This is a genomic window from Ruminococcus sp. AF17-22AC, from assembly GCF_003460065.1.
In the GTDB taxonomy this organism is placed as follows: domain Bacteria; phylum Bacillota; class Clostridia; order Lachnospirales; family Lachnospiraceae; genus Blautia_A.
Window position 1 is genome coordinate 103,006 of record NZ_QRXT01000001.1, and the last position, 19,899, is coordinate 122,904.

The 19,899-nt window shown below is 43.9% G+C and carries 19 protein-coding genes; 16 read left to right on the forward strand and 3 right to left on the reverse strand.

Translation table 11 applies throughout. The annotated features are described in order from the left end of the window. Positions 1-63: 63 nt before the first annotated feature. The 7 genes from DWW86_RS00550 (at position 64) to DWW86_RS00580 (ending at position 8,099) form a co-directional block, all read left to right on the forward strand. Positions 64-1,377 carry an amidohydrolase gene (locus tag DWW86_RS00550; protein ID WP_117941960.1) on the forward strand — a complete coding sequence of 438 codons (1,314 nt, stop codon included), beginning with the start codon at positions 64-66 and terminating at the stop codon, positions 1,375-1,377. A 39-nt stretch (positions 1,378-1,416) separates the two neighbouring features. Further along, entirely contained in the window at positions 1,417-2,514 is a 1,098-nt protein-coding gene (locus DWW86_RS00555; RefSeq protein ID WP_072521346.1) for an ABC transporter ATP-binding protein, read from the forward strand. Then, complete coding sequence (locus DWW86_RS00560; protein WP_072521345.1) at positions 2,511-3,365, forward strand: ABC transporter permease; 855 nt, start codon at positions 2,511-2,513, stop codon at positions 3,363-3,365. Before DWW86_RS00555 ends, DWW86_RS00560 begins: the two co-directional genes overlap by 4 nt. Continuing rightward, complete coding sequence (locus tag DWW86_RS00565) at positions 3,362-4,156, forward strand: ABC transporter permease (RefSeq protein WP_117941961.1); 795 nt, start codon at positions 3,362-3,364, stop codon at positions 4,154-4,156. The genes DWW86_RS00560 and DWW86_RS00565 overlap by 4 nt, the downstream gene beginning before the upstream one ends. A 102-nt stretch (positions 4,157-4,258) precedes the next feature. Then, entirely contained in the window at positions 4,259-5,290 is a 1,032-nt protein-coding gene (locus DWW86_RS00570; protein ID WP_117941962.1) for a polyamine ABC transporter substrate-binding protein, read from the forward strand. Positions 5,291-5,311: 21 nt separating this feature from the next. Next, on the forward strand, positions 5,312-6,967 hold the full coding sequence (gene ptsP / locus DWW86_RS00575) for a phosphoenolpyruvate--protein phosphotransferase (protein WP_072521342.1): 1,656 nt from the start codon (positions 5,312-5,314) through the stop codon (positions 6,965-6,967). Next, positions 6,960-8,099 carry a DUF362 domain-containing protein gene (locus DWW86_RS00580; protein ID WP_117941963.1) on the forward strand — a complete coding sequence of 380 codons (1,140 nt, stop codon included), beginning with the start codon at positions 6,960-6,962 and terminating at the stop codon, positions 8,097-8,099. The genes ptsP and DWW86_RS00580 overlap by 8 nt, the downstream gene beginning before the upstream one ends. 70 nt (positions 8,100-8,169) lie before the next feature. Here the strand turns inward: DWW86_RS00580 and DWW86_RS00585 are convergent, their stop codons facing one another. Then, the gene (locus DWW86_RS00585; RefSeq protein ID WP_072521340.1) at positions 8,170-9,039 is read right to left on the reverse strand and encodes a homocysteine S-methyltransferase family protein; all 870 of its coding nucleotides are present in this window, start codon (positions 9,037-9,039) and stop codon (positions 8,170-8,172) included. A gap of 269 nt (positions 9,040-9,308) precedes the next feature. Between DWW86_RS00585 and DWW86_RS00590 the strand changes: the two genes are divergently transcribed. The 7 genes from DWW86_RS00590 to DWW86_RS00620 all read left to right on the forward strand — a co-directional run bounded on the left by DWW86_RS00590 (position 9,309) and on the right by DWW86_RS00620 (position 15,931). After that, positions 9,309-10,049, forward strand: a complete 741-nt coding sequence (locus DWW86_RS00590; RefSeq protein WP_072521339.1) for a DUF3825 domain-containing protein — start codon at positions 9,309-9,311, stop codon at positions 10,047-10,049. Between the two features lie 119 nt (positions 10,050-10,168). Beyond that, positions 10,169-11,239, forward strand: a complete 1,071-nt coding sequence (locus DWW86_RS00595) for an ABC transporter ATP-binding protein (protein ID WP_117941964.1) — start codon at positions 10,169-10,171, stop codon at positions 11,237-11,239. Positions 11,240-11,243: 4 nt separating this feature from the next. Beyond that, entirely contained in the window at positions 11,244-12,044 is an 801-nt protein-coding gene (locus tag DWW86_RS00600; RefSeq protein WP_353652667.1) for an ABC transporter permease, read from the forward strand. Further along, complete coding sequence (locus DWW86_RS00605) at positions 12,041-13,921, forward strand: extracellular solute-binding protein (protein WP_117941965.1); 1,881 nt, start codon at positions 12,041-12,043, stop codon at positions 13,919-13,921. Before DWW86_RS00600 ends, DWW86_RS00605 begins: the two co-directional genes overlap by 4 nt. 125 nt (positions 13,922-14,046) lie before the next feature. Then, entirely contained in the window at positions 14,047-14,700 is a 654-nt protein-coding gene (locus tag DWW86_RS00610) for a DUF3786 domain-containing protein (protein WP_117941966.1), read from the forward strand. 16 nt (positions 14,701-14,716) lie between these two features. After that, positions 14,717-15,469, forward strand: coding sequence for a threonine/serine exporter family protein (locus DWW86_RS00615; protein ID WP_072521334.1), 753 nt, complete (start codon positions 14,717-14,719; stop codon positions 15,467-15,469). Positions 15,470-15,484: 15 nt separating this feature from the next. Continuing rightward, entirely contained in the window at positions 15,485-15,931 is a 447-nt protein-coding gene (locus DWW86_RS00620; protein WP_117941967.1) for a threonine/serine exporter family protein, read from the forward strand. Positions 15,932-16,010: 79 nt separating this feature from the next. Here DWW86_RS00620 and DWW86_RS00625 read toward each other — a convergent pair whose 3' ends face one another. Continuing rightward, the gene (locus DWW86_RS00625) at positions 16,011-16,805 is read right to left on the reverse strand and encodes an ABC transporter permease (protein WP_072521332.1); all 795 of its coding nucleotides are present in this window, start codon (positions 16,803-16,805) and stop codon (positions 16,011-16,013) included. Continuing rightward, positions 16,798-17,565, reverse strand: coding sequence for an ABC transporter ATP-binding protein (locus DWW86_RS00630; RefSeq protein ID WP_072521331.1), 768 nt, complete (start codon positions 17,563-17,565; stop codon positions 16,798-16,800). The genes DWW86_RS00625 and DWW86_RS00630 overlap by 8 nt, the downstream gene beginning before the upstream one ends. A 136-nt stretch (positions 17,566-17,701) precedes the next feature. Here DWW86_RS00630 and DWW86_RS00635 point away from each other — a divergent pair, with 136 nt between their 5' ends. Both DWW86_RS00635 and argH read left to right on the forward strand, forming a co-directional pair. Then, complete coding sequence (locus DWW86_RS00635; RefSeq protein WP_072521330.1) at positions 17,702-18,361, forward strand: epoxyqueuosine reductase QueH; 660 nt, start codon at positions 17,702-17,704, stop codon at positions 18,359-18,361. A gap of 96 nt (positions 18,362-18,457) precedes the next feature. Further along, a complete protein-coding gene (argH, locus tag DWW86_RS00640; protein ID WP_117941968.1) occupies positions 18,458-19,837 on the forward strand; it encodes an argininosuccinate lyase in 1,380 nt (459 codons plus the stop codon). Positions 19,838-19,899: the final 62 nt, after the last annotated feature.

The following is a 19,899-nucleotide window of genomic DNA, read 5'->3' on the forward strand; positions in this document are numbered from 1 at the left end:
ATAACGTATTAACTCATAAAAGCGTTGCGAAATGAGAAGCATCTACAGAGGGAGATGAGTTGAATGATAGATGAAACCGAGAAATGTATTCTCGAACGAATAGATGCGCACAGAGAACAGATTATTGCATTTGCAGAGGATATTGCTGCACATCCGGAGCCAGGGTTTGAAGAAGTACGGACGGCCGGAAAAACGGCAGAGTTTTTGAAATCTCTCGGTTATAAATTGACAGAGAACCTTGCCTTTACCGGGGTAAAAGGTGAGACGAGGCGAAAAGACGGTCCGACGCTGACTGTGATTGGCGAGCTGGATGCGATCGGATGCCATTCTCATCCGATGGCTGACAGACAGACCGGGGTTGCTCATGCCTGCGGACACCATGCACAGATGGCAGCGATGATCGGCTGCGCGATTGCAATGGCTGATCCGGAAATACAGGAAGAGCTGGATGGCAATGTGAATTTTCTTGCGGTTCCGGCAGAAGAATATATTGATGCAGATAAGCGTACCCGCCTGAAAGAAAAAGGAATCGAATTTTGTTGTGGTAAGAGTGAGATGATCCGAACAGGGGTATTTGATGATACAGATATTGCACTTACGACACATGTGCATATGGTCCCGGTAAAAGAAGATTTTTACCTTGGAAATCCTCCATGCAACGGCTATACGGCAGAGCAAGTGACAGTACGGGGAAAGGCAGCACATGGGGCGATTGATCCGTGGAATGGAGTAAATGCCTTAAGCATCACGACCAGTGCAATCCAGATGATGGGGCTGATGAGAGAGACTTTCCGGGAGGAAGATCATGTGAGACTTCACAATGTGATCCGTAAGGCAGGCGATGTGATCAACAGTGTGCCGGATGAGGCAGTCATTGAGACGAAGGTACGTGCGGCATCATTGGAGCGGATCGAGCAGGTTATGGAGATGGTAAACCGTGCGTATGCCGGCTCAGCCTATGCTTTTGGTGGGAAAATAGAAAGAGAAGTCCTTCAAGGCTATATGCCGATTCTTCCTCGTGAGGCAGATGAAGCGCTGATTGAGGCGGCAAATGATCTGGGACTCGATTATCGCACAGTACAAAAAGGCGATTTCAATAATGCCTGTACCGATGTAGGGGATCTGAGTCACCTTCTTCCGATCGTTAATTTTACTTTTAAAGGATTTGAAGGTAAACTACACGGGGCTGACTTTAAGATCACCGATCCGGAAAAAGCTTATATTTTGCCGGCGAAGCTTCTGGCACTGACTGCATATAAGCTCCTTCGAAATGGCGGAGAAAAGGCAAAAGAAATCAAAGACAGCTACACACCGTTTTTTGATAAAGACAGCTACATACAATATGTAAAGAAAATCACAGAGAAAAAGGCTGATTAATATAATAAGAAAAACAGCAGGAGGACAGACAGAAGAAAAATGACAGAAAAATGTTTGGAATTAAAAGAGATAAAAAAGTCGTTTTCAAAAGAAGAGACCGTATTGAAGGAGATCAGTCTTTCGATTGATAAAGGAGAGTTTATCACGCTCCTTGGATCTTCCGGCTGCGGAAAGACGACAACACTGCGTATTATAGCAGGACTTGAAACACCGGATTCCGGGAGAGTATTCCTTGATGGCAGAGATGTGACCGGCCTGGCACCGGAGGCGCGTGATGTCAATACAGTATTTCAGAATTATGCACTCTTTCCGCATATGACAGTTGCAGACAATATCGGATATGGACTGAAACTGAAAAAAACACCGAAAGCGGAGATTAAGAAACGTGTATCGGAGATGTTGGATCTCGTGCAGCTTCCGGGATTTGAGAAAAGAAAGCCGTCCGAGCTATCTGGAGGACAGAGACAGCGTGTGGCAATCGCAAGAGCACTGGTCAATAATCCGAAGGTCCTTCTTCTCGATGAACCTCTTGGTGCTCTGGATCTCCAGCTTCGCCGTGCCATGCAGCTTGAACTGAAGAAATTACAGAAAAAACTTGGTATTACTTTTATCTATATCACGCATGATCAGGAAGAGGCCATCAATATGTCTGATCGTATCGCAGTTATGAATCAGGGTACTTTCGAGCAGATCGGAACACCGGATGAGATTTATAATCATCCCCAAACGAGCTATGTAGCGACATTCGTTGGAAATGCCAATATCCTGAAAGGTACAGTGGAAGGAAGAGAAGGTGCAGACCTTAAGATTGCCATTGCCGGAGGCAGCGTTCTTGTTGTATCTGAAGGCAGAGAACTTAAGGTGGGTAAGCCAGTTACTCTGGCTGTTCGAAGCGAAAATCTGATCTTTGATGAAAACTGCGGAGAGGGCCTTCCGGCAGAAGTTATTGAAAAAAGTTTTGCAGGTGGTCTTCTTCGTGTGGTACTGAAACTTGCAGACGGAACAGAAGTTGTTGCAAACAGACATGGCATTGATGCAGGTGTGGAGCCGGGACAGAAAGTAACCTGTTCCTTTGCAGCAGAAAATGCGGTTCTGGTTGATCTTCCGGACGAAGCAGAAAGAGGGGCAGAAGTATGAAAAAACAGAAATCCGGCTCTGTCTGGATGATCCTGCCACTGTATATTTTTACGCTGATCTTTGTTGCGGGTCCTCTGCTTTATATGGTTGCCTTAAGTTTTGCACAGCCGAAGGCAGGACATGGTGTAGAATGGATTTTTACCCTTGATAATTATCGTAAAATCCTTGATCCGGTATATATGAAGACATTTACAGGATCCTTTCAGCTGGCGGTAACCAGTACACTCATCATTTGTCTGCTCGGTTATCCGTTTGGATATTTTATGGCAAAGCTGTCTGATAAATGGAAAAAACGTGCGATGATCTTTCTGATGCTGCCGTTCTGGGTAAATTCACTGATACGTCTTTATGGATGGATGATAATCCTGCAGACAAAAGGACTTTTAAATCACGTATTAAAAAGTCTGGGACTGATTGAAAAGCCTCTGAGGATCTTGTACAGTTATCCCGCAATCGTAATCGGTATGACTTATGTACTTTTGCCGTTTATGATCCTTTCTGTATACTCGAGTGCAGAGAAACTGGACTGGTCACTTGTAGAAGCAGCAAGAGATCTCGGCGCAAGTCCGATGAAGGCTTTTTGGACGGTGTCTTTTAAACTGACACTTCCGGGGCTTTTATCCGGGGTGATCCTGACATTTATTCCGTCCATGGGACTGTTTTTTATTGCAGATATCCTCGGAGGCAACAAAATCGTCCTTGTCGGAAGTCTGATTCAGGAGCAGATGACAAAAGGAAATAACTGGCCGTTTGCAGCAGCACTGGCAGTTGTTCTGATGGTTCTGACAACTCTTATGATCATGTTGTATCGTAAAATAACAAATGCAAAAGAATTGGAGGGTGTGGGATGAAAAAGAAAAATTCAAAACTCTCCGGATTTTATCTGGGTCTAATTTTTGTACTGATGTATCTGCCGATCGCGGTCGTCATTGTATTTTCATTTAATGAATCAAAATTCCCTGTAAGATTTACCGGATTTTCACTGAAATGGTATCAGGAACTGATTCATGATGATGCGATGCTGGAAGCACTGGGCAACAGTTTATTCCTTGGTGTGATAAGCTGCTTTGTCTCCGCAGTGATCGGAACTCTGGGTGCGGTCGGCCTTTCCAGAATCCACTGGAAAACAAAAGGCATTTTGGAATATATTTCCATTCTTCCGCTCATGATTCCGGAAATCATTCTCGGTATGGTCCTGATGGCATTTTTCTATATGATGAATCTGCCGTTTGGTATGCTGACACTGTTGATCGGCCATACGGTATTCTGTGTGCCGTATATTCTGATGGAGGTCAAGGCAAGACTTGCGGGTATGGATCCTTCGCTTGAAGAGGCGGCCAGAGATCTTGGAGCCGGACCGTTTCGGGCTTTCTGGGACATCATTCTTCCGCTTATTATGCCGGCAGTTATGTCCGGATCACTTCTGGCATTTGCTATGTCCATGGATGATGTCGTAATCAGCATTTTTATTAACGGACCACGTCTGGCAACTCTGCCGATTAAAGTGTATACGCAGATCAAGACAGGAGTTACACCGGAGGTAAATGCCCTATGTACAATCATGCTTGTCTTTACGGTTCTGATTTTATTCGTTTATACAATGATAGGCAAGGTGACAAAGGGAAACAACAAAAACAGCTAATAAACTCTTTTCAATAAGGGCAAAGTAAGTTATACTGAACATGTCTGGACTTTGTAAAGAGGTTATCTAGAGACAAGAAAGACTAGAAGAGGAGAGACGAATATGAAAAAATTGTTAGTATGTGCATTATGTGCAGCAATGGTAGTTCCTGCATTCAGCGTATCTGTAAGCGCAGATTCCAAGGAACTGGTACTTTACACATGGGAAAACATGTTTCCGCAGGAAGTACTGGATGGCTTCGAAGAAGAAACTGGAATAAAAGTGGTATATTCCAACTTTGATACAGATGAAAACATGCTGGAGAAGCTTTCCATGGCAAAAGGCGGAGATTATGACGTCGTTGTTGCAGATGACTATATTATCGAAACAGCAATCCAGGAAGGACTTGTAGAAAAACTTGATACTTCCAAATTATCCGGATGGGACAACATCAATCCATTGTATCAGGGCCAGTTCTATGATCCGAATGATGAATATACCGCTCCGTACGGCGCAGGAATTCCGCTGATCGTTTATGATCCGGATATGGTAGACATTGACATCAAAGGTTATAGAGATCTCTGGGATGAATCTCTTGAGGACAGCATTGCACTGACAGCAAACTATCGTGTTATCAATGGTATTACAAATTTGGCGCTTGGTCAGGATTTCAACGATCAGAACCTGGATGATATTGCAAAAACAGGCAAAAAACTTCTCGAGCTTGCTCCGAATGTTCGTCTGATCCAGGATGACAATACACAGGATTCTCTCCTTAATGGAGAAGCAAGTGTGGCATTCCTTTATACATCACAGGTAACTGCAGCCCTTCAGGAAAACCCGGACCTTAAGGTCGTATATCCGGAAGAGGGTCTTGGATTTGGTGTAATGGGTATGTTCATTCCGAGTGAAGCACCGGATAAGGATGAAGCATATCAGTTTATGGATTACATCCTTCAGCCGGAAAATGCAGCAAAATGCTTTGATTACATTGGATACTACTGTACAAATAAAGCAGCAGATTCACTTCTGGAAAACCAGAATCTCGTTGTACCGGATTCTGTAACAGAAGGTTCCGCAGTAGAAAATATCAGCGCAGAAGCAGAAGAAGCTTACAATAAGAACTGGACAGAATTTAAGGCAGCCTGCGACTGATAAGAACAAGGGGGAAGCAGGATGGAAATCTATAAAGGTATTGCTACCTTTTCAGGAATAGCCATCGGCAAAGTACTGTATTACAGCAGAGGGGAGTACCAGATACGTCAGTGTCTGGTCAGCAACATTAAAAAAGAAATCAGCGATTTTCAGGAAGCAAGGCTTCAGGCAGTTCATAAATTACACGAACTGTATGAAGCCAGCCGGCTCCTCAATGAGCAGGAGGCACATGTTTTCTTAAGACAGATCAAACTTCTGGAATCAGAAAGTTATCAGAATGCAATCGAAAGCAGCATTGCCCATGAAAAGGTGAATGCTGCTTATGCAGTTATGATCAATAGAGATGAGCTTGTTGAGACATTCCGTAATCTGGAAGAACCGGTCATTCGCAGACGAATCAACGATATGCAGGAGATTTCCAATCGCCTGATTCAGATCCTTGGTGGTGCGGCAATCCGCATCAACCTCGGGGATGAGCCGGTGATCCTTGTGGCGGAGGCGCTGTCTCCGACGGAAATCATGGAAATGGATAAAGATAAACTTCTCGCAGTGGTCATGCACCATGGTTCTACCGTTTCGCATGCATCGATCATGGCGAAGACAATGGAAATCCCGACGCTGGTTGACATTGCCGCTGATGATGAGTGGGATGGAATGACTGCAATTGTAGACGGATATACCGGCACATTTTATCTGAATCCGGATGCGGAGATCCGACGGGAATATGAAATTCGCCTCGAGGCAGACCACAGGGAGCGAGAGGCTCTTCTTGAATTAAAAGCCCAGAAGGATGAGACAAAAGATGGAAGAAAGATCGGACTTTATGCAAATATCGGCAACATGAGTGACCTGAGCAGCGTGCTTTATTACGGTGCGAAGGGTATCGGACTTCTTCGAAGTGAATTCCAGTACCTCGGTCGTGAGAATTATCCGAGAGAAAACGAGTTGTTCCGTGCGTATAAGAAAGTGGCTGAGACGATGGGAGAACGGCTGGCTGTGATTCGTACTGCAGATCTTGGCGCAGATAAGCAGGCACCTTATCTGGACATTCCGCAGGAGACCAATCCGATCATGGGTAACCGCGGAATCCGTCTCTGTCTGGATCGAAGAAGAATGTTTAAGGCACAGCTTCGCGCAATCTATCGTGCCAGTGCTTACGGCAATCTCGCGATGATGTTTCCAATGATCGATTCCGAAGAAGAAATGGATGAGATTGAGATGATTATCGGGGAAGTGAAGGAAGGCCTGCGCGAGAAAGATATTCCATTTAAGGATATCATGACAGGAATCATGATCGAGACACCGGCAGCAGTTATGATCAGCCGTGAACTTGCAATCAGAGTAGATTTTCTGAGCATCGGAACGAATGATCTTACACAGTATACGCTGGCGATGGACCGTCAGAATCCGCTTTTGAAGGACAAGTACAATGACCATCATCCGGCCGTCCTTCGTATGGTGCGAATGGTGGTGGAATCAGCACATAAAGAAGGAAAGCGCGTTGGAATTTGTGGGGAGCTTGCTGCGGATACAGCTCTTACCGGTAAATTCCTTGAAATGGGAGTTGATTTTCTTTCAGTTGTACCGGCGTGCGTACTTCCTGTCCGTAAAGCAATTCGGGAAACAGATCTTAGTGGAGTATCTGCACCGGAAGTAAATGAGGATAATAATGAATAAAAAAAGTAAAGTAATTCTTCTTCCCTGTAGTTCATACAGGGAAGAAATTGTTTATGAGAATCTTGAAATCGGCCTGGAGCTTCTGGGCGGAATTGAGAAGATTGTAAAGAAAGAAGAGTCTATTCTGCTGAAACCCAATCTGCTCAAAAAAGCAGAAGTTGACAAAGCAGTCATCACGCATCCGTCTGTAGTCGGTATGTTTGCCAGATTGATGAGAGAAAAGGGATATCAGGATCTTTCACTTGCTGATTCCTGTGGTAATGGTACGACAACCAGAGTGATTCATGGTACCGGAATCGACAGGTATCTGGAAAAGTATGGGATTACGGCAATTGATTATTCGAAGGGAATACGTGTAGAATATCCGGAGGGGATTCAGACAAAAGAATTTATCCTGCCGAAAGAACTTCTGGAAAAAGACTGTGTGATTTCTCTTTGCAAGATGAAGACGCATGCGTTGGAGAGAATTACCGGCGCAGTAAAAAACAGTTATGGCTTTATCTATGGATTCCATAAGGCGAAAGGACATACCCTTTATCCGAGTGCAGATAGTTTTGCGAGAATGCTTGTCGATCTGAATCAGTATGTAAAGCCAAGGCTTTATATTATGGATGGCATTGTTGCGATGGAAGGGAACGGACCAGGTTCCGGAGATCCGGCACCAATGAATGTGATGTTGATGTCGCAGGACCCTGTAGCACTGGACAGTGTGTTTTGTAACCTGATACATCTTAAGCCGGAAATGGTACCGACCAATTATCATGGCGAAAAGATGGGACTTGGTACCTGGAAAAAAGAAGAGATAGAGATCATGACTCCTGCCGGAATGATCAGTATGGAAGATGCTGTTGCCCAGTATGGAAATCCGTATTTTGATGTAGATCGGCGTGTGGCGCGTTCGGGTATGTGGGAGCGGCTTGCAAAAGCGCTGAATATTTTCCAGAAGAAACCGTACATTGAGCCGGAGCGATGCATTCGTTGCGGAATTTGCGTAAAGAGCTGTCCTGTACCGGATAAGGCTGTGGATTTCCGAAAGGGCAGAGAAAATCCACCAGTTTACGATTACAGGAAATGTATCCGGTGTTTCTGCTGCCAGGAAATGTGCCCGGAGAAGGCAATAAAAGTAAAATAATATAAAAAACCAGGGCATTGTTTCACGGGTGATCGTACAACCATGAAGCAATGCCCTTTAAATGTGAGGCTTATCTTATCGCATCGTGCAGAGCCTTGATGAATGCAGGAGTGGTGCCGCAGCATCCACCGACTACGGAAGCTCCGTTTTCAACCAGAACCTTCATGTGGCAGGCGAAGTCCTCAGCATGCATGCTGTAGACTGCATTGCCGCTGTCGTCGATGACCGGCATACCTGCGTTTGGTTTGGCAATAACCGGAATTGATACATTCTCCTGGATGTTTCGAACGACAGATACAAGCTGATCTGGTCCGACAGAGCAGTTAATACCGACTGCATCTGCACCGGCGGCTTCCAGAGAAATGGCTGCTTCAATTGCATTTCCGCCACTGAAGATACTTCCGTCAGCTTCAACAGTCATGGTGCACATGATCGGAAGATCGCAGACAGAAGCAGCAGCGTCCACGGCTGCAAGAGTTTCTTCGATGTTAATCATGGTTTCTGCTGCAATCAGGTCGATGCCGGAATCAGCCAGAATACGAATCTGCTCCTGATACATATCAAAAGCCTCTGCGTAGGTATAATCACCATCTGCTGTGATAAAGGAACCGGAGGTTGTAATATCACCGGCTACATAGACACCGTTTCCGGCAAGTTCCTTAGAATAACCTACAAGTGTACGGTTGATTTCTTCAATACGGTCAGCGAGACCATGTTTTTCGAGGTTAAGACGATTTCCGCCAAATGTCGGAGCATAAATCACCTGACTGCCGGCCTTTATATAAGCACGCTGCAGATTCTGAATGATATCTTTATGATCAATGACCCATGTCTCTGTGCAGATACCTCGAGGCATACCGCTCGCCATCAGATTGGATCCGGTTGCCCCGTCCAGAATAAGCGTTTGTTCAGTCAGCTTTCGAAATTCTTCTTTTGTCATTAGATAGTTGCCTCCTTGATGAAAAATAAAATACATAAGCAACTTGCCTGTAAGCTTCGCATTCCTGTCGGAAAGTGCTTATTTCAGTTTTTTATTATAACATGTCGCCATCTGCAATGGAAGACAGGATTCGCCAAAACTCGAAATTGCACTTTGGGTGGATCTGTGCTATTTTTAATGTATATTCTATACCGGCGGTTCTGTCGGATGATTTCCCAAATACAATATTTATATAAGTAGTTAATTTTATGGTGCAGGAGGTAGATGAATTGAATTTGTTTGATTATACGTACTGCGGAAATTATAACCGGCAGATACAAAATCTTTCCCGGGTCGTTCCGGAGAAATGGAGTTTTGACGGTGCAGATGATAATGGCATACTGAAAGGATATCTGGAACACACTTTTCAGAGAGTTTATGAAGAAGGAAAAATACTGGAAACAGCTGAATATGCGATTTTTAATACCGGATTATTTAACCGATATTATCAGCCGGTATATGCATATTTTATCCCGAATCTCGTCCCGGACAGGCAGAGATGGTATCTGGAGGGATTTTATACGGAGTATTATTTACTGAAATCAGGAATTGTCAGTCTTCCGAAGCGGGCGGAATATGTCAAAGATCCCGCGGAACTTGTCTTTGATACAACCTTGGATATTCTTCCGCAGTACGAGCATATCTTTGAAGAGGCAGAAAACAATATGCGGCTTCCGGAATGTATCCGCAACAGCGGGATGAAGGTACAGATTTTTGATGGAGCACTTCGCCAGACGAAACATATGCTGGAAGCAGATTATCGTACGGCTGTTCCGCAATATTATAATCACAGCATTCAGTTTCTGGTACCGGTGTGTCTGCAGAATCCTGCAAACGCTGATCTTGCACTTGCCTGTGTAAAGACAGAAGACGGTAGAAAATATCTTGGAAGGACATGCCTGACATTAAAAATGGCATATCATAATGCAAGACTTCTGGCAAAAATACACAGTAGCTGGCTTCATCCATGATAACTTTATGTTAAATATCATAAAACATATTGAAATCAGGAGATTTTTGTGATACAAAAGTAAAGCTACTATTCATATGTTTTTTTACAAAAGAGGGGATTTTTAGGGAGGAACAGCCAATGAGCAATAAGCTGATCGACTTGATCGACATTTCTAAATCTTATGGAATGCAGACCGTCCTGGATGAGTTGAATCTGTACATCAGAGAAAACGAATTCCTGACGCTTCTTGGGCCGAGTGGATGCGGAAAAACAACTACACTTCGTATTTTAGGCGGATTTGAGACACCTGATAAGGGACGTGTGATCTTTGATGGACAGGACATTACGAATCTTCCGCCTAATAAACGTCAGCTTAATACCGTATTTCAGAAATATGCATTATTCACTCATATGAATATTGCAGATAATATTGCCTTTGGATTAAAGATAAAAAATAAAAGCAAGCAGTATATTTATGACAAGATTAAATATGCGCTGAAGCTTGTCAATCTGGACGGATTCGAAAATCGTATGCCGGATTCTTTGAGCGGAGGCCAGCAGCGTATTGCGATTGCAAGAGCTATTGTAAATGAGCCGAAAGTGCTGCTTCTTGATGAGCCGCTTGGAGCACTTGATCTGAAACTTCGGCAGGATATGCAGTATGAGCTGATCAGGCTTAAAAATGAGCTTGGAATCACATTTCTGTACGTTACACATGATCAGGAAGAGGCGCTTACTATGTCTGATACGATTGTGGTCATGAACCAGGGATACATCCAGCAAATCGGTACCCCGGAAAAAATCTATAACGAACCGGAAAACGCTTTTGTTGCAGATTTCATCGGAGAAAGTAATATCATCTCCGCGACTATGGTGCAGGATCGTCTGGTCAAGATACTTGGCGTTAATTTCCCGTGCGTGGATGAAGGATTCGGTCAGAACAAACCGGTTGATGTAGTCATCCGTCCGGAAGATATTGATCTTTTGAAACCGGGACAGGGAAGTATTGATGGTGTTGTCACACATATGATCTTCAAGGGCGTCCATTATGAGATGGAGGTCATGGCGAATAATTACGAGTGGCTGGTACACAGCACAGATATGTTTCCGGTAGGAACGGAAGTCAGTATCCATGTAGACCCGTTTGACATACAGATTATGAAAAAACCGGAATCCGAAGATGAGGAGGCGGTAAATATTGAAGAATAAGCGTATGCTTGCCGGACCTTATCTGTTCTGGTCAGTATCCTTTGTCGTGATTCCATTACTTGTGATCGTGTATTATGCGTTTACGAGTGATGAGGGGACATTTACCTTTTCGAATCTTGCCCAGATTACGACACCGGAAAATCTGAAGGCTCTGGGAATGTCCCTGCTTCTGTCATTTTTGAGTACACTGATCTGTCTGGTTCTTGCGTATCCACTTGCAATGATCCTGAGCCAGAAGCAGGTCAATCAGACAAGTTTTATTGTTCTGATTTTTATTTTACCGATGTGGATGAACTTTCTTCTCCGTACACTGGCATGGCAGACACTGCTTGAAAAAAACGGTGTCATCAACAGTGTACTTGGATTTTTGCATTTGCCGGCACTTGAGATCATCAATACACCGTATGCCATTATTCTTGGTATGGTTTATAACTTCCTGCCATTTATGGTGCTTCCAATCTACAATGTTCTTATCAAGATTGACCGAAACGTGATCAATGCAGCGCGTGATCTGGGAGCAAACTCAGTACAGACATTTTGCAAGGTTATTTTTCCATTGAGTATTCCGGGTGTGATCAGCGGTATTACGATGGTATTTGTACCGGCACTGACAACATTTGTTATTTCCGACCTTCTGGGGGGCGGCAAGATTCTGCTGATCGGAAACGTGATTGAGCAGTCCTTCAAGCAGAACAGTAACTGGCATGTAGGAAGCGGACTGTCTCTTGTACTGATGGTATTTATCATTGCAAGTATGGCACTTGTTGCAAAATACGATAAAGAAGAAGGAGGGTCAGCATTTTGATCAGAAAATATTTACAGAAGATATATCTGACCCTGATTTTTATTTTGTTATATGCACCGATCGTTACGCTTGTCGTACTTTCTTTTAACCAGTCAAAGACGAGGGCTAAGTGGGGCGGCTTTACCCTGAAATGGTATAAGGAATTGTTCCAGAATGAACAGATCATGAGTGCATTCTATACGACGCTGATCATTGCATTTATTTCGGCAGCAGCTGCCACACTTATCGGAACGGCTGCGGCGATTGCGATTCAGGGTATGAAGCAGAAATGGAAGACTATGTATATGGGACTTACCAATATTCCGATGATGAATGCAGAGATCGTTATGGGGGTTTCCCTGATGCTTCTTTTTATCGCGTTTCGTATGACACTTGGATTCGGAACAATTCTGATTGCACATATCACATTTAATATTCCGTACGTGATTTTAAGTGTGGCTCCGAAGCTGAAGCAGACAAATCGCTATACTTATGAAGCGGCACTGGATCTCGGTGCTTCTCCGTTGAAAGCGTTTTTTAAGGTCGTTTTTCCTGATATTGTACCAGGCGTTCTTTCCGGATTTATGATGGCATTTACCATGTCACTGGATGATTTTGTTATCACACATTTTACGAAGGGTCCGGGTATTGATACACTTTCTACCAAAATTTATACTGAGGTACGAAAAGGCATCAAGCCGGAAATCTATGCACTGTCTACGATTATGTTCGTGGCAGTTCTTGTCCTTCTGCTTCTGGTAAACTATTCTCCGAAGGAAGAAGAGGAAGTTCCGGTTCGAAAGAAAGTGCGCAGACCATCCAAAATCAAAAAAGTACTTATTCAGCGTGTGATCCCGGTAGTAATCTGTATCGTATTTATCGGCGGCGGTTTCTACTATGCAAAAGAAGGCGGCGTCATGGGTGGCGAGGAACTGATCGTTTATAACTGGGGTGAGTATATCGATCCGGATGTCCTGACGATGTTTGAAGAAGAAACCGGCATTCATGTAGTTTATGAGGAATTTGAGACAAACGAGATCCTTTATCCGAAGGTAAGCTCCGGCGCAATCGCATATGATGTGGTCTGCCCGAGCGATTATATGATCCAGCGAATGATAGAGAATGATCTGCTTTCCGAGATTAACTTTGATAACATTCCGAATCTGAAAAATATCGGCAAACAGTACCTTGAACAGTCCAGACAGTTTGATCCGGAAAATAAATATTCCGTGCCATACTGCTGGGGAACCGTTGGTATTCTGTACAATAAGACAATGGTTGATGAACCAGTCGACAGCTGGTCTATCCTCTGGAATCCGAAATACAAAGATAATATCCTGATGCAGGATTCTGTGCGTGATGCGTTTGGCGCGACGCTGAAATATCTTGGTTATTCACTGAATTCTACGGATCTTGATGAGCTGAATGAGGCGAAAAATCTGCTAATCGAGCAGAAACCGCTGGTGCAGGCGTATGTTATTGATCAGGTGCGTGACAAGATGATTGGAAACGAGGCGGCTCTGGGTGTTATTTATTCCGGTGAGGCAATTTATACGAAAAAAGAAAATCCGAATCTTGAATATGTGATTCCGAAAGAAGGTTCCAATATCTGGATCGATTCCTGGGTGATTCCGAAGAATGCAGAGCATAAGGAAAATGCAGAAAAATTCATCAATTTCCTCTGCAGACCGGATATTGCACTCAAAAACTTTGAATATATCACTTATTCTACACCGAATGAGGCCGCAAGAGAGCTGATTGAGGATGAATCTATCCGTAACAGTGAAATCGCCTTCCCGGATCTGTCCAGGTATGATAATCTGGAAACATTCCAGTATCTTGGTACCGAGGCAGATCAGGTATACGGTGATCTCTGGAATAAAGTAAAATCATCATAATGTATGTAAGAGACTTTCTATAGAAAATATTTCTGTGGAAAGTCTTTTGGTGCAGAAAAATATCTGCCAGGGGTATCATGCAAAGGACAAAAGTCTGATGATGAAATTATGTAAGGAGAAAAATTTTGAAAGAGGAAAGAGTATCTAATTATATAAAACTCTGCGATGAATGGGCAGAAAAATTTCTCCGGATGGATAAAGCGGAGCTGATGAAAAAACTTCCGGAACTGAAGCAGGAGGACGGCTATCTGAAAATCATACATTTCGGTGTGCCTTTTGGAGTCCGGGAATCAGATGGCAAGATCGAACGGCTGGATGGAAAGACCGAGGCCAATGCGACGGAAATGCTGAATATTTATACATTGTTCGGCTATGTAAAGAAACAAGCTTTTTTTATGGATAAATGGGTGCCGTTTGCGGATCTTCGAAATGCGAGGCCGTTTGCACCGGCATATAAGATTGGTGTGACGGATGTGTTTGCAGAGACTTTTTCCGGACATGCAGAGGAACTTCGGAAAGCGTTTATGAAGTTGAACGGGACAGAACTTCCGCAGGGCGATGTAGGCTATCAGATCAATGCGTTTGCATGTGAACCGATGCGTTTTTATTTCTGGGACAGAGATGAGGAATTTGAAGCACAGGGAAATATTTTGTTTGACTACAGTGCAACCGATTATAATCATGTAGAAAGCGCTGTATCAACAGCAGAGATGGGAGTGCGACGGCTCGCAGAAGTTGCGGGACTTCCGCTTAAAGGAAAATCGTTTGGAATGAACTGAAAGGAGGAAAGGCCGAATGAGGTGTGAGGAAGCAGAACAGTATCTGTACTATGCAATGACAATTGGAGAACAGCTTCTGATCAGTGGTGCAGAGGTTGGTCGTGTAGAAGATACCATACGGCGTATCTGTATGGCATATGGGGCAGAGAGGGTAGATGTATTTTCTATTACTTCCAGTATTGTGACAACGATGTATGGCAATTTTGGCATCTGTACGCAGACAAGGCGCGTGCGTGGAATGGCGAATGATCTTGGCAGACTGGAAGATCTGAATCAGCTTTCGAGATATATCTGTGAATACAGGCCGGAACCGGCGGAAATCGGTTCACGGTTGAGTGAGATAGACCGGAGACCGACATATTCTTTGCGGATGCAGATTCTTATTTATGCTGTTATTTCCGGATCTTTTTCTGTGTTTTTCGGGGGAGACTTTCAGGATATGATTGCGTCGGCTTTGATTGGAATCGTTCTGAAACTTTTGGAATCATTTCTGAAAAAGAGTTCGCTGAATTCGCTGATAACGGTATTTTTGTGCTGCGGAGTGGGTGGCATTCTGGCTAACTTCGCGGTTCTTATCGGCCTGGGACATCGTGCAGATCTGATCAGTATCGGAAATATCATGCTTTTGATACCGGGAATTGCATTTACGAATTCTCTGCGAGATCTGTTTTCAGGTGATACGATCACAGGATTGATACGCTGTATGGAATCCGTATTGCTGGCATTTGTGGTTGGGCTGGGATTCACGGCAGCGAATCTTTTGTTTTAGACAAAGGAGAAAATTATGCATGAGATGATACAATTGCTGGTTTCCTTTACGGGATCGCTTGGATTTGCAGTATTATTTAATATACATGGAAAAAAACTCTGGTTTGCGGCTCTTGGCGGGTGCCTGTCATGGGCAGTTTATCTTATAGTCGGGATATGGACATCCAGTCCATATATCTGTGGTTTCTGGTCAACGGTGACAATTACTTTGTATGCAGAATGTATGGCACGGATTCACAAGACTCCGGTTACAGTGTTTCTTGTCTCGGCAACGATTCCGCTGATTCCGGGAGCTGCCCTGTATCGGACCATGAACTGGATGATGATGCAGGAGTGGGATAAGTTCTGCGCAGATGGAACCTATACAATTCTTTTTGCGGCAAGTATGGCAGCAGGAATGACACTGACGACGATTCTCTTTCGGATGGTCTGGAGCTGGAAATACCGCCAGCGGTGGATGTGAGAGAGGGTGTGGTAAAAAAATCAATTCAGGTCAGCCAAAATGAAGCATTGTACTGAAAATGGATGACCTGAACTTCAATTTATCTCTTTCGGACATGTTTTTCGATGAGATCCAGTGCGGCATACAGCCCCATTGCGATCATGCACAGGATCACGATGGACATGAGCACCCAGGTGAGTTTAAATGTCTGCGAACCGTAGATGATCAGGTAACCGAGTCCCTGTCTTGCACCGATAAATTCTCCGATGATCACACCAACCAGGCAAAGACCGATATTTACTTTCATTACGCTTAAAATAAGTGGAACAGAAGACGGAAGGACAATTTTTGTCAGTTCGTCTTTTTTACTGCCACCGAGCGTTTGGATGAGCTTCTGCTTTTCGGGATCGACTTCACGGAATCCTGTATAAAGATTAATGATGGAGCCAAAGATTGCAACGGAGATTCCGGCGACGATGATCGTTCGTATATTTGCACCCAGCCATACGATGAGGAGAGGAGCAAGTGCAGATTTCGGAAGACTGTTCAGTACCACCAGATATGGTTCAAGAACATGTGAAAGTCTGGGACATGTCCAGAGAAGGACGGCTGTGCCGATACCAAGAAGAACCGTGAATACAAAACTGACGAGCGTTTCGGCAAGTGTGATCCCAATATGTGTAAACAGAGACTGGTCTTTCAGCATCTTAAGAAAAGTTATCCAGATCTCCGACGGACTGCTGAAAATAAAGGAATCAATCCATCCGAAACGGGCGGAAATCTCCCATAAAATCAGAAAGCCCAGAAACAGAAGGATTCTGGACACGTGAATCAGATTTTTTTCACGTTTTACACGGAGAAGATACTGCTTTTGTGCAGGTGAATGCTCAGACATATTGATTCAGCTCCTTCCAGATAAGATTAAAATAAGATTTGAATTGCGGAGCGTTTCGGGAAGAAAGTGGTGTCCGGTCGGTAAGACCGAGATCGATGGTCACAATACGAGCAACAGTTGCCGGACGTTTTGTCAGGATGATCACCCGGTCTGCCATGCTGATTGCTTCAGAAATATCATGAGTGACCAGAATGGCAGGTTTTCCCTCTTTCTTCAAAATCCGTCCAATATCGTCACTGACATTCAGGCGAGTCTGATAATCCAAAGCGGAAAAAGGCTCGTCAAGCAGGAGAAGTTCTGGCTTCAGGGCAAGCGTGCGGATCAGTGCCGCACGCTGACGCATGCCACCAGATAACTGAGAAGGGCGTGCATTTCGAAATTTGTCAAGCCCATAAGTGCAGAGCATTTCTTCAATATATTCCAGCTTTGCGGAAGTGAGTTCCCGACGGATCTCAAGACCGAGGGTTACATTCTGATAGATTGTACGCCATTCGAGAAGATGATCTTTCTGAAGCATATATCCGATTCGTGGATCACCGGGAGAGGGAACTGTATCATTCATCAGTATAGTGCCTTCTTCTGCACTTAAAAGTCCGCAGATCAGATTCAAAAGAGTGGATTTTCCACAGCCGGACGGACCGACAACCGCCAGAAATTCTCCGGGCATCAGATCAAATGTCAGGTGGGAAAGTGCGGGTGTTTCTCCGGCAGATGTATGATAAGAGAGCGAAACGTCTCTGATTTCCAGAAGGGGTTTCATAAATATACCTCCGAGAATCTATATTTTAAGATATGCGAAAAACATTTCATGTGCTATGATATATGACAGGACTTGTAACTGTGAGGGTACTGAACAGTTACGATTTACAGATATCATTGAAAAGAAGGTAACAGAATTGAATAAACGAAATTATCAGAAAGAGCTGGATAAGCTTATCGAAAATATTAAAAAAGAAAAAAAAGTCCCCCGTCTTTTTTTGCACAGCTGTTGTGCACCATGCAGCAGTTATGTACTGGAATACTTATCTCAGTACTTTGAGATTACTGTATTTTTTTACAATCCTAATATCTCATTAGAAGAGGAATACCATAAGCGAGTTGCAGAGATCCGTCGTCTTGTATCAGAAATGTCTTTTACACATCCGGTACACATTGAGGAGGGAAATTACGATCCCCGGATTTTTTATGATATGGCAAAGGGGCTGGAAAAAGTGCCGGAGGGCGGCGAGCGCTGTTTCAAATGTTATAGACTCCGTATGGAAGAAGCGGCCAGACTGGCACAGAAAGGCAATTATGACTACTTTACTACGACACTTTCCATCAGCCCGCTGAAGAACGCCGAAAAGATCAACGAGATCGGGGAAGAACTGGCAGAAATCTATAAGGTTCCGCATCTGCCTTCTGATTTCAAAAAGAAAAACGGCTACAAACGTTCCATCGAATTATCTCATGAGTACGATCTGTACCGGCAAAACTATTGCGGCTGTGTGTTTTCAAAGCGGGAACAGGAAGAAAAAATGAAACAAAAACAGATTTCAGAGAGTTCGGCTATTTGATTTTTCACTGGAATGTGGTAAACTGATAGAAACTTATGCATCTTTGGACGAAAGTTCAGTGGAATGCAAACTTTACCGTACAACAAGGAGGAAATTATGGCACAGTTATGGGGAGGACGTTTCACAAAGGAAACGGACAAACTGGTATACAATTTTAATGCGTCAATTTCATTTGATCAGAAATTTTATAAACAGGATATCCGCGGAAGCAAGGCGCATGTAAGAATGCTTGCGAAGCAGGGAATTCTGACAGAAGAAGAGAGAGACCAGATTCTGGAAGGACTGGATGGTATCCTTGCCGATGTAGAATCCGGAAAGCTGGAGATCACAGCAGAATATGAGGATATCCACAGTTTTGTAGAGGCAAATCTGATCGACCGTATCGGGGATCCGGGTAAGAAGCTTCATACCGGAAGAAGCCGTAACGATCAGGTTGCACTGGATATGAAACTTTATGTACGTGATGAAATCGAAGAAATCGATGCAGAACTTAAGAAACTTCTCGAAGCATTGCAGACTATTATGGAAAACAATTTTCATACATATATGCCGGGATTCACCCATCTGCAGAAAGCACAGCCTGTTACACTGGCACATCATGTCGGGGCATATTTTGAAATGTTCCGCAGAGATAGAAGCCGTATGGCAGATATCCGTAAACGTATGAATACCTGTCCGCTTGGTGCAGGAGCACTTGCGGGAACTACTTATCCGCTTGACAGATTTTATACAGCAGAGCTTCTGGGATTTGATGAGCCGACAAGAAACAGTATGGACTCCGTATCTGACAGAGACTATGTGATCGAGCTCCTTTCCGCAATGTCCACAGTTATGATGCATCTGAGCCGTTTCTGTGAGGAAATCATTCTCTGGAACTCCAATGAATATCGTTTTGTTGAGATTGACGATGCTTACAGTACCGGAAGCAGTATTATGCCACAGAAAAAGAATCCGGATATTGCCGAGCTTGTAAGAGGAAAGACCGGTCGTGTGTATGGCGCGCTGACCTCCATTCTTACTACAATGAAGGGTATTCCGCTTGCATACAACAAAGATATGCAGGAAGACAAAGAGCTGACCTTCGATGCCATCGATACTGTAAAGGGATGTATCGCACTGTTTACCGGAATGGTTTCTACTATGGAATTCCGTAAAGATGTAATGGAGGCAAGTGCAAAGAACGGCTTCACAAATGCGACAGATGCAGCGGATTACCTTGTAAATCACGGGGTTCCGTTCCGTGATGCACATGGCATTGTAGGCCGTCTGGTCCTTACCTGTATTGATAAGGGAATCTCTCTTGATGAGCTTCCTCTGGAAGAATACAAAGAGATTTCTCCGGTATTTGAGCAGGATATCTATGAAGCGATCAGCATGAAGACCTGTGTCGAGAAGCGTGAAACTTATGGTGCTCCGGGACCGAAGGTTATGGAGCAGATTATTGCGGCAAACAAAGAATATCTGAAAAATAATTAAAAACATCTTGCAATTTCTGATGAAGTGGTATAGTATGTACAAGGAAAACAGATGTATGCTGT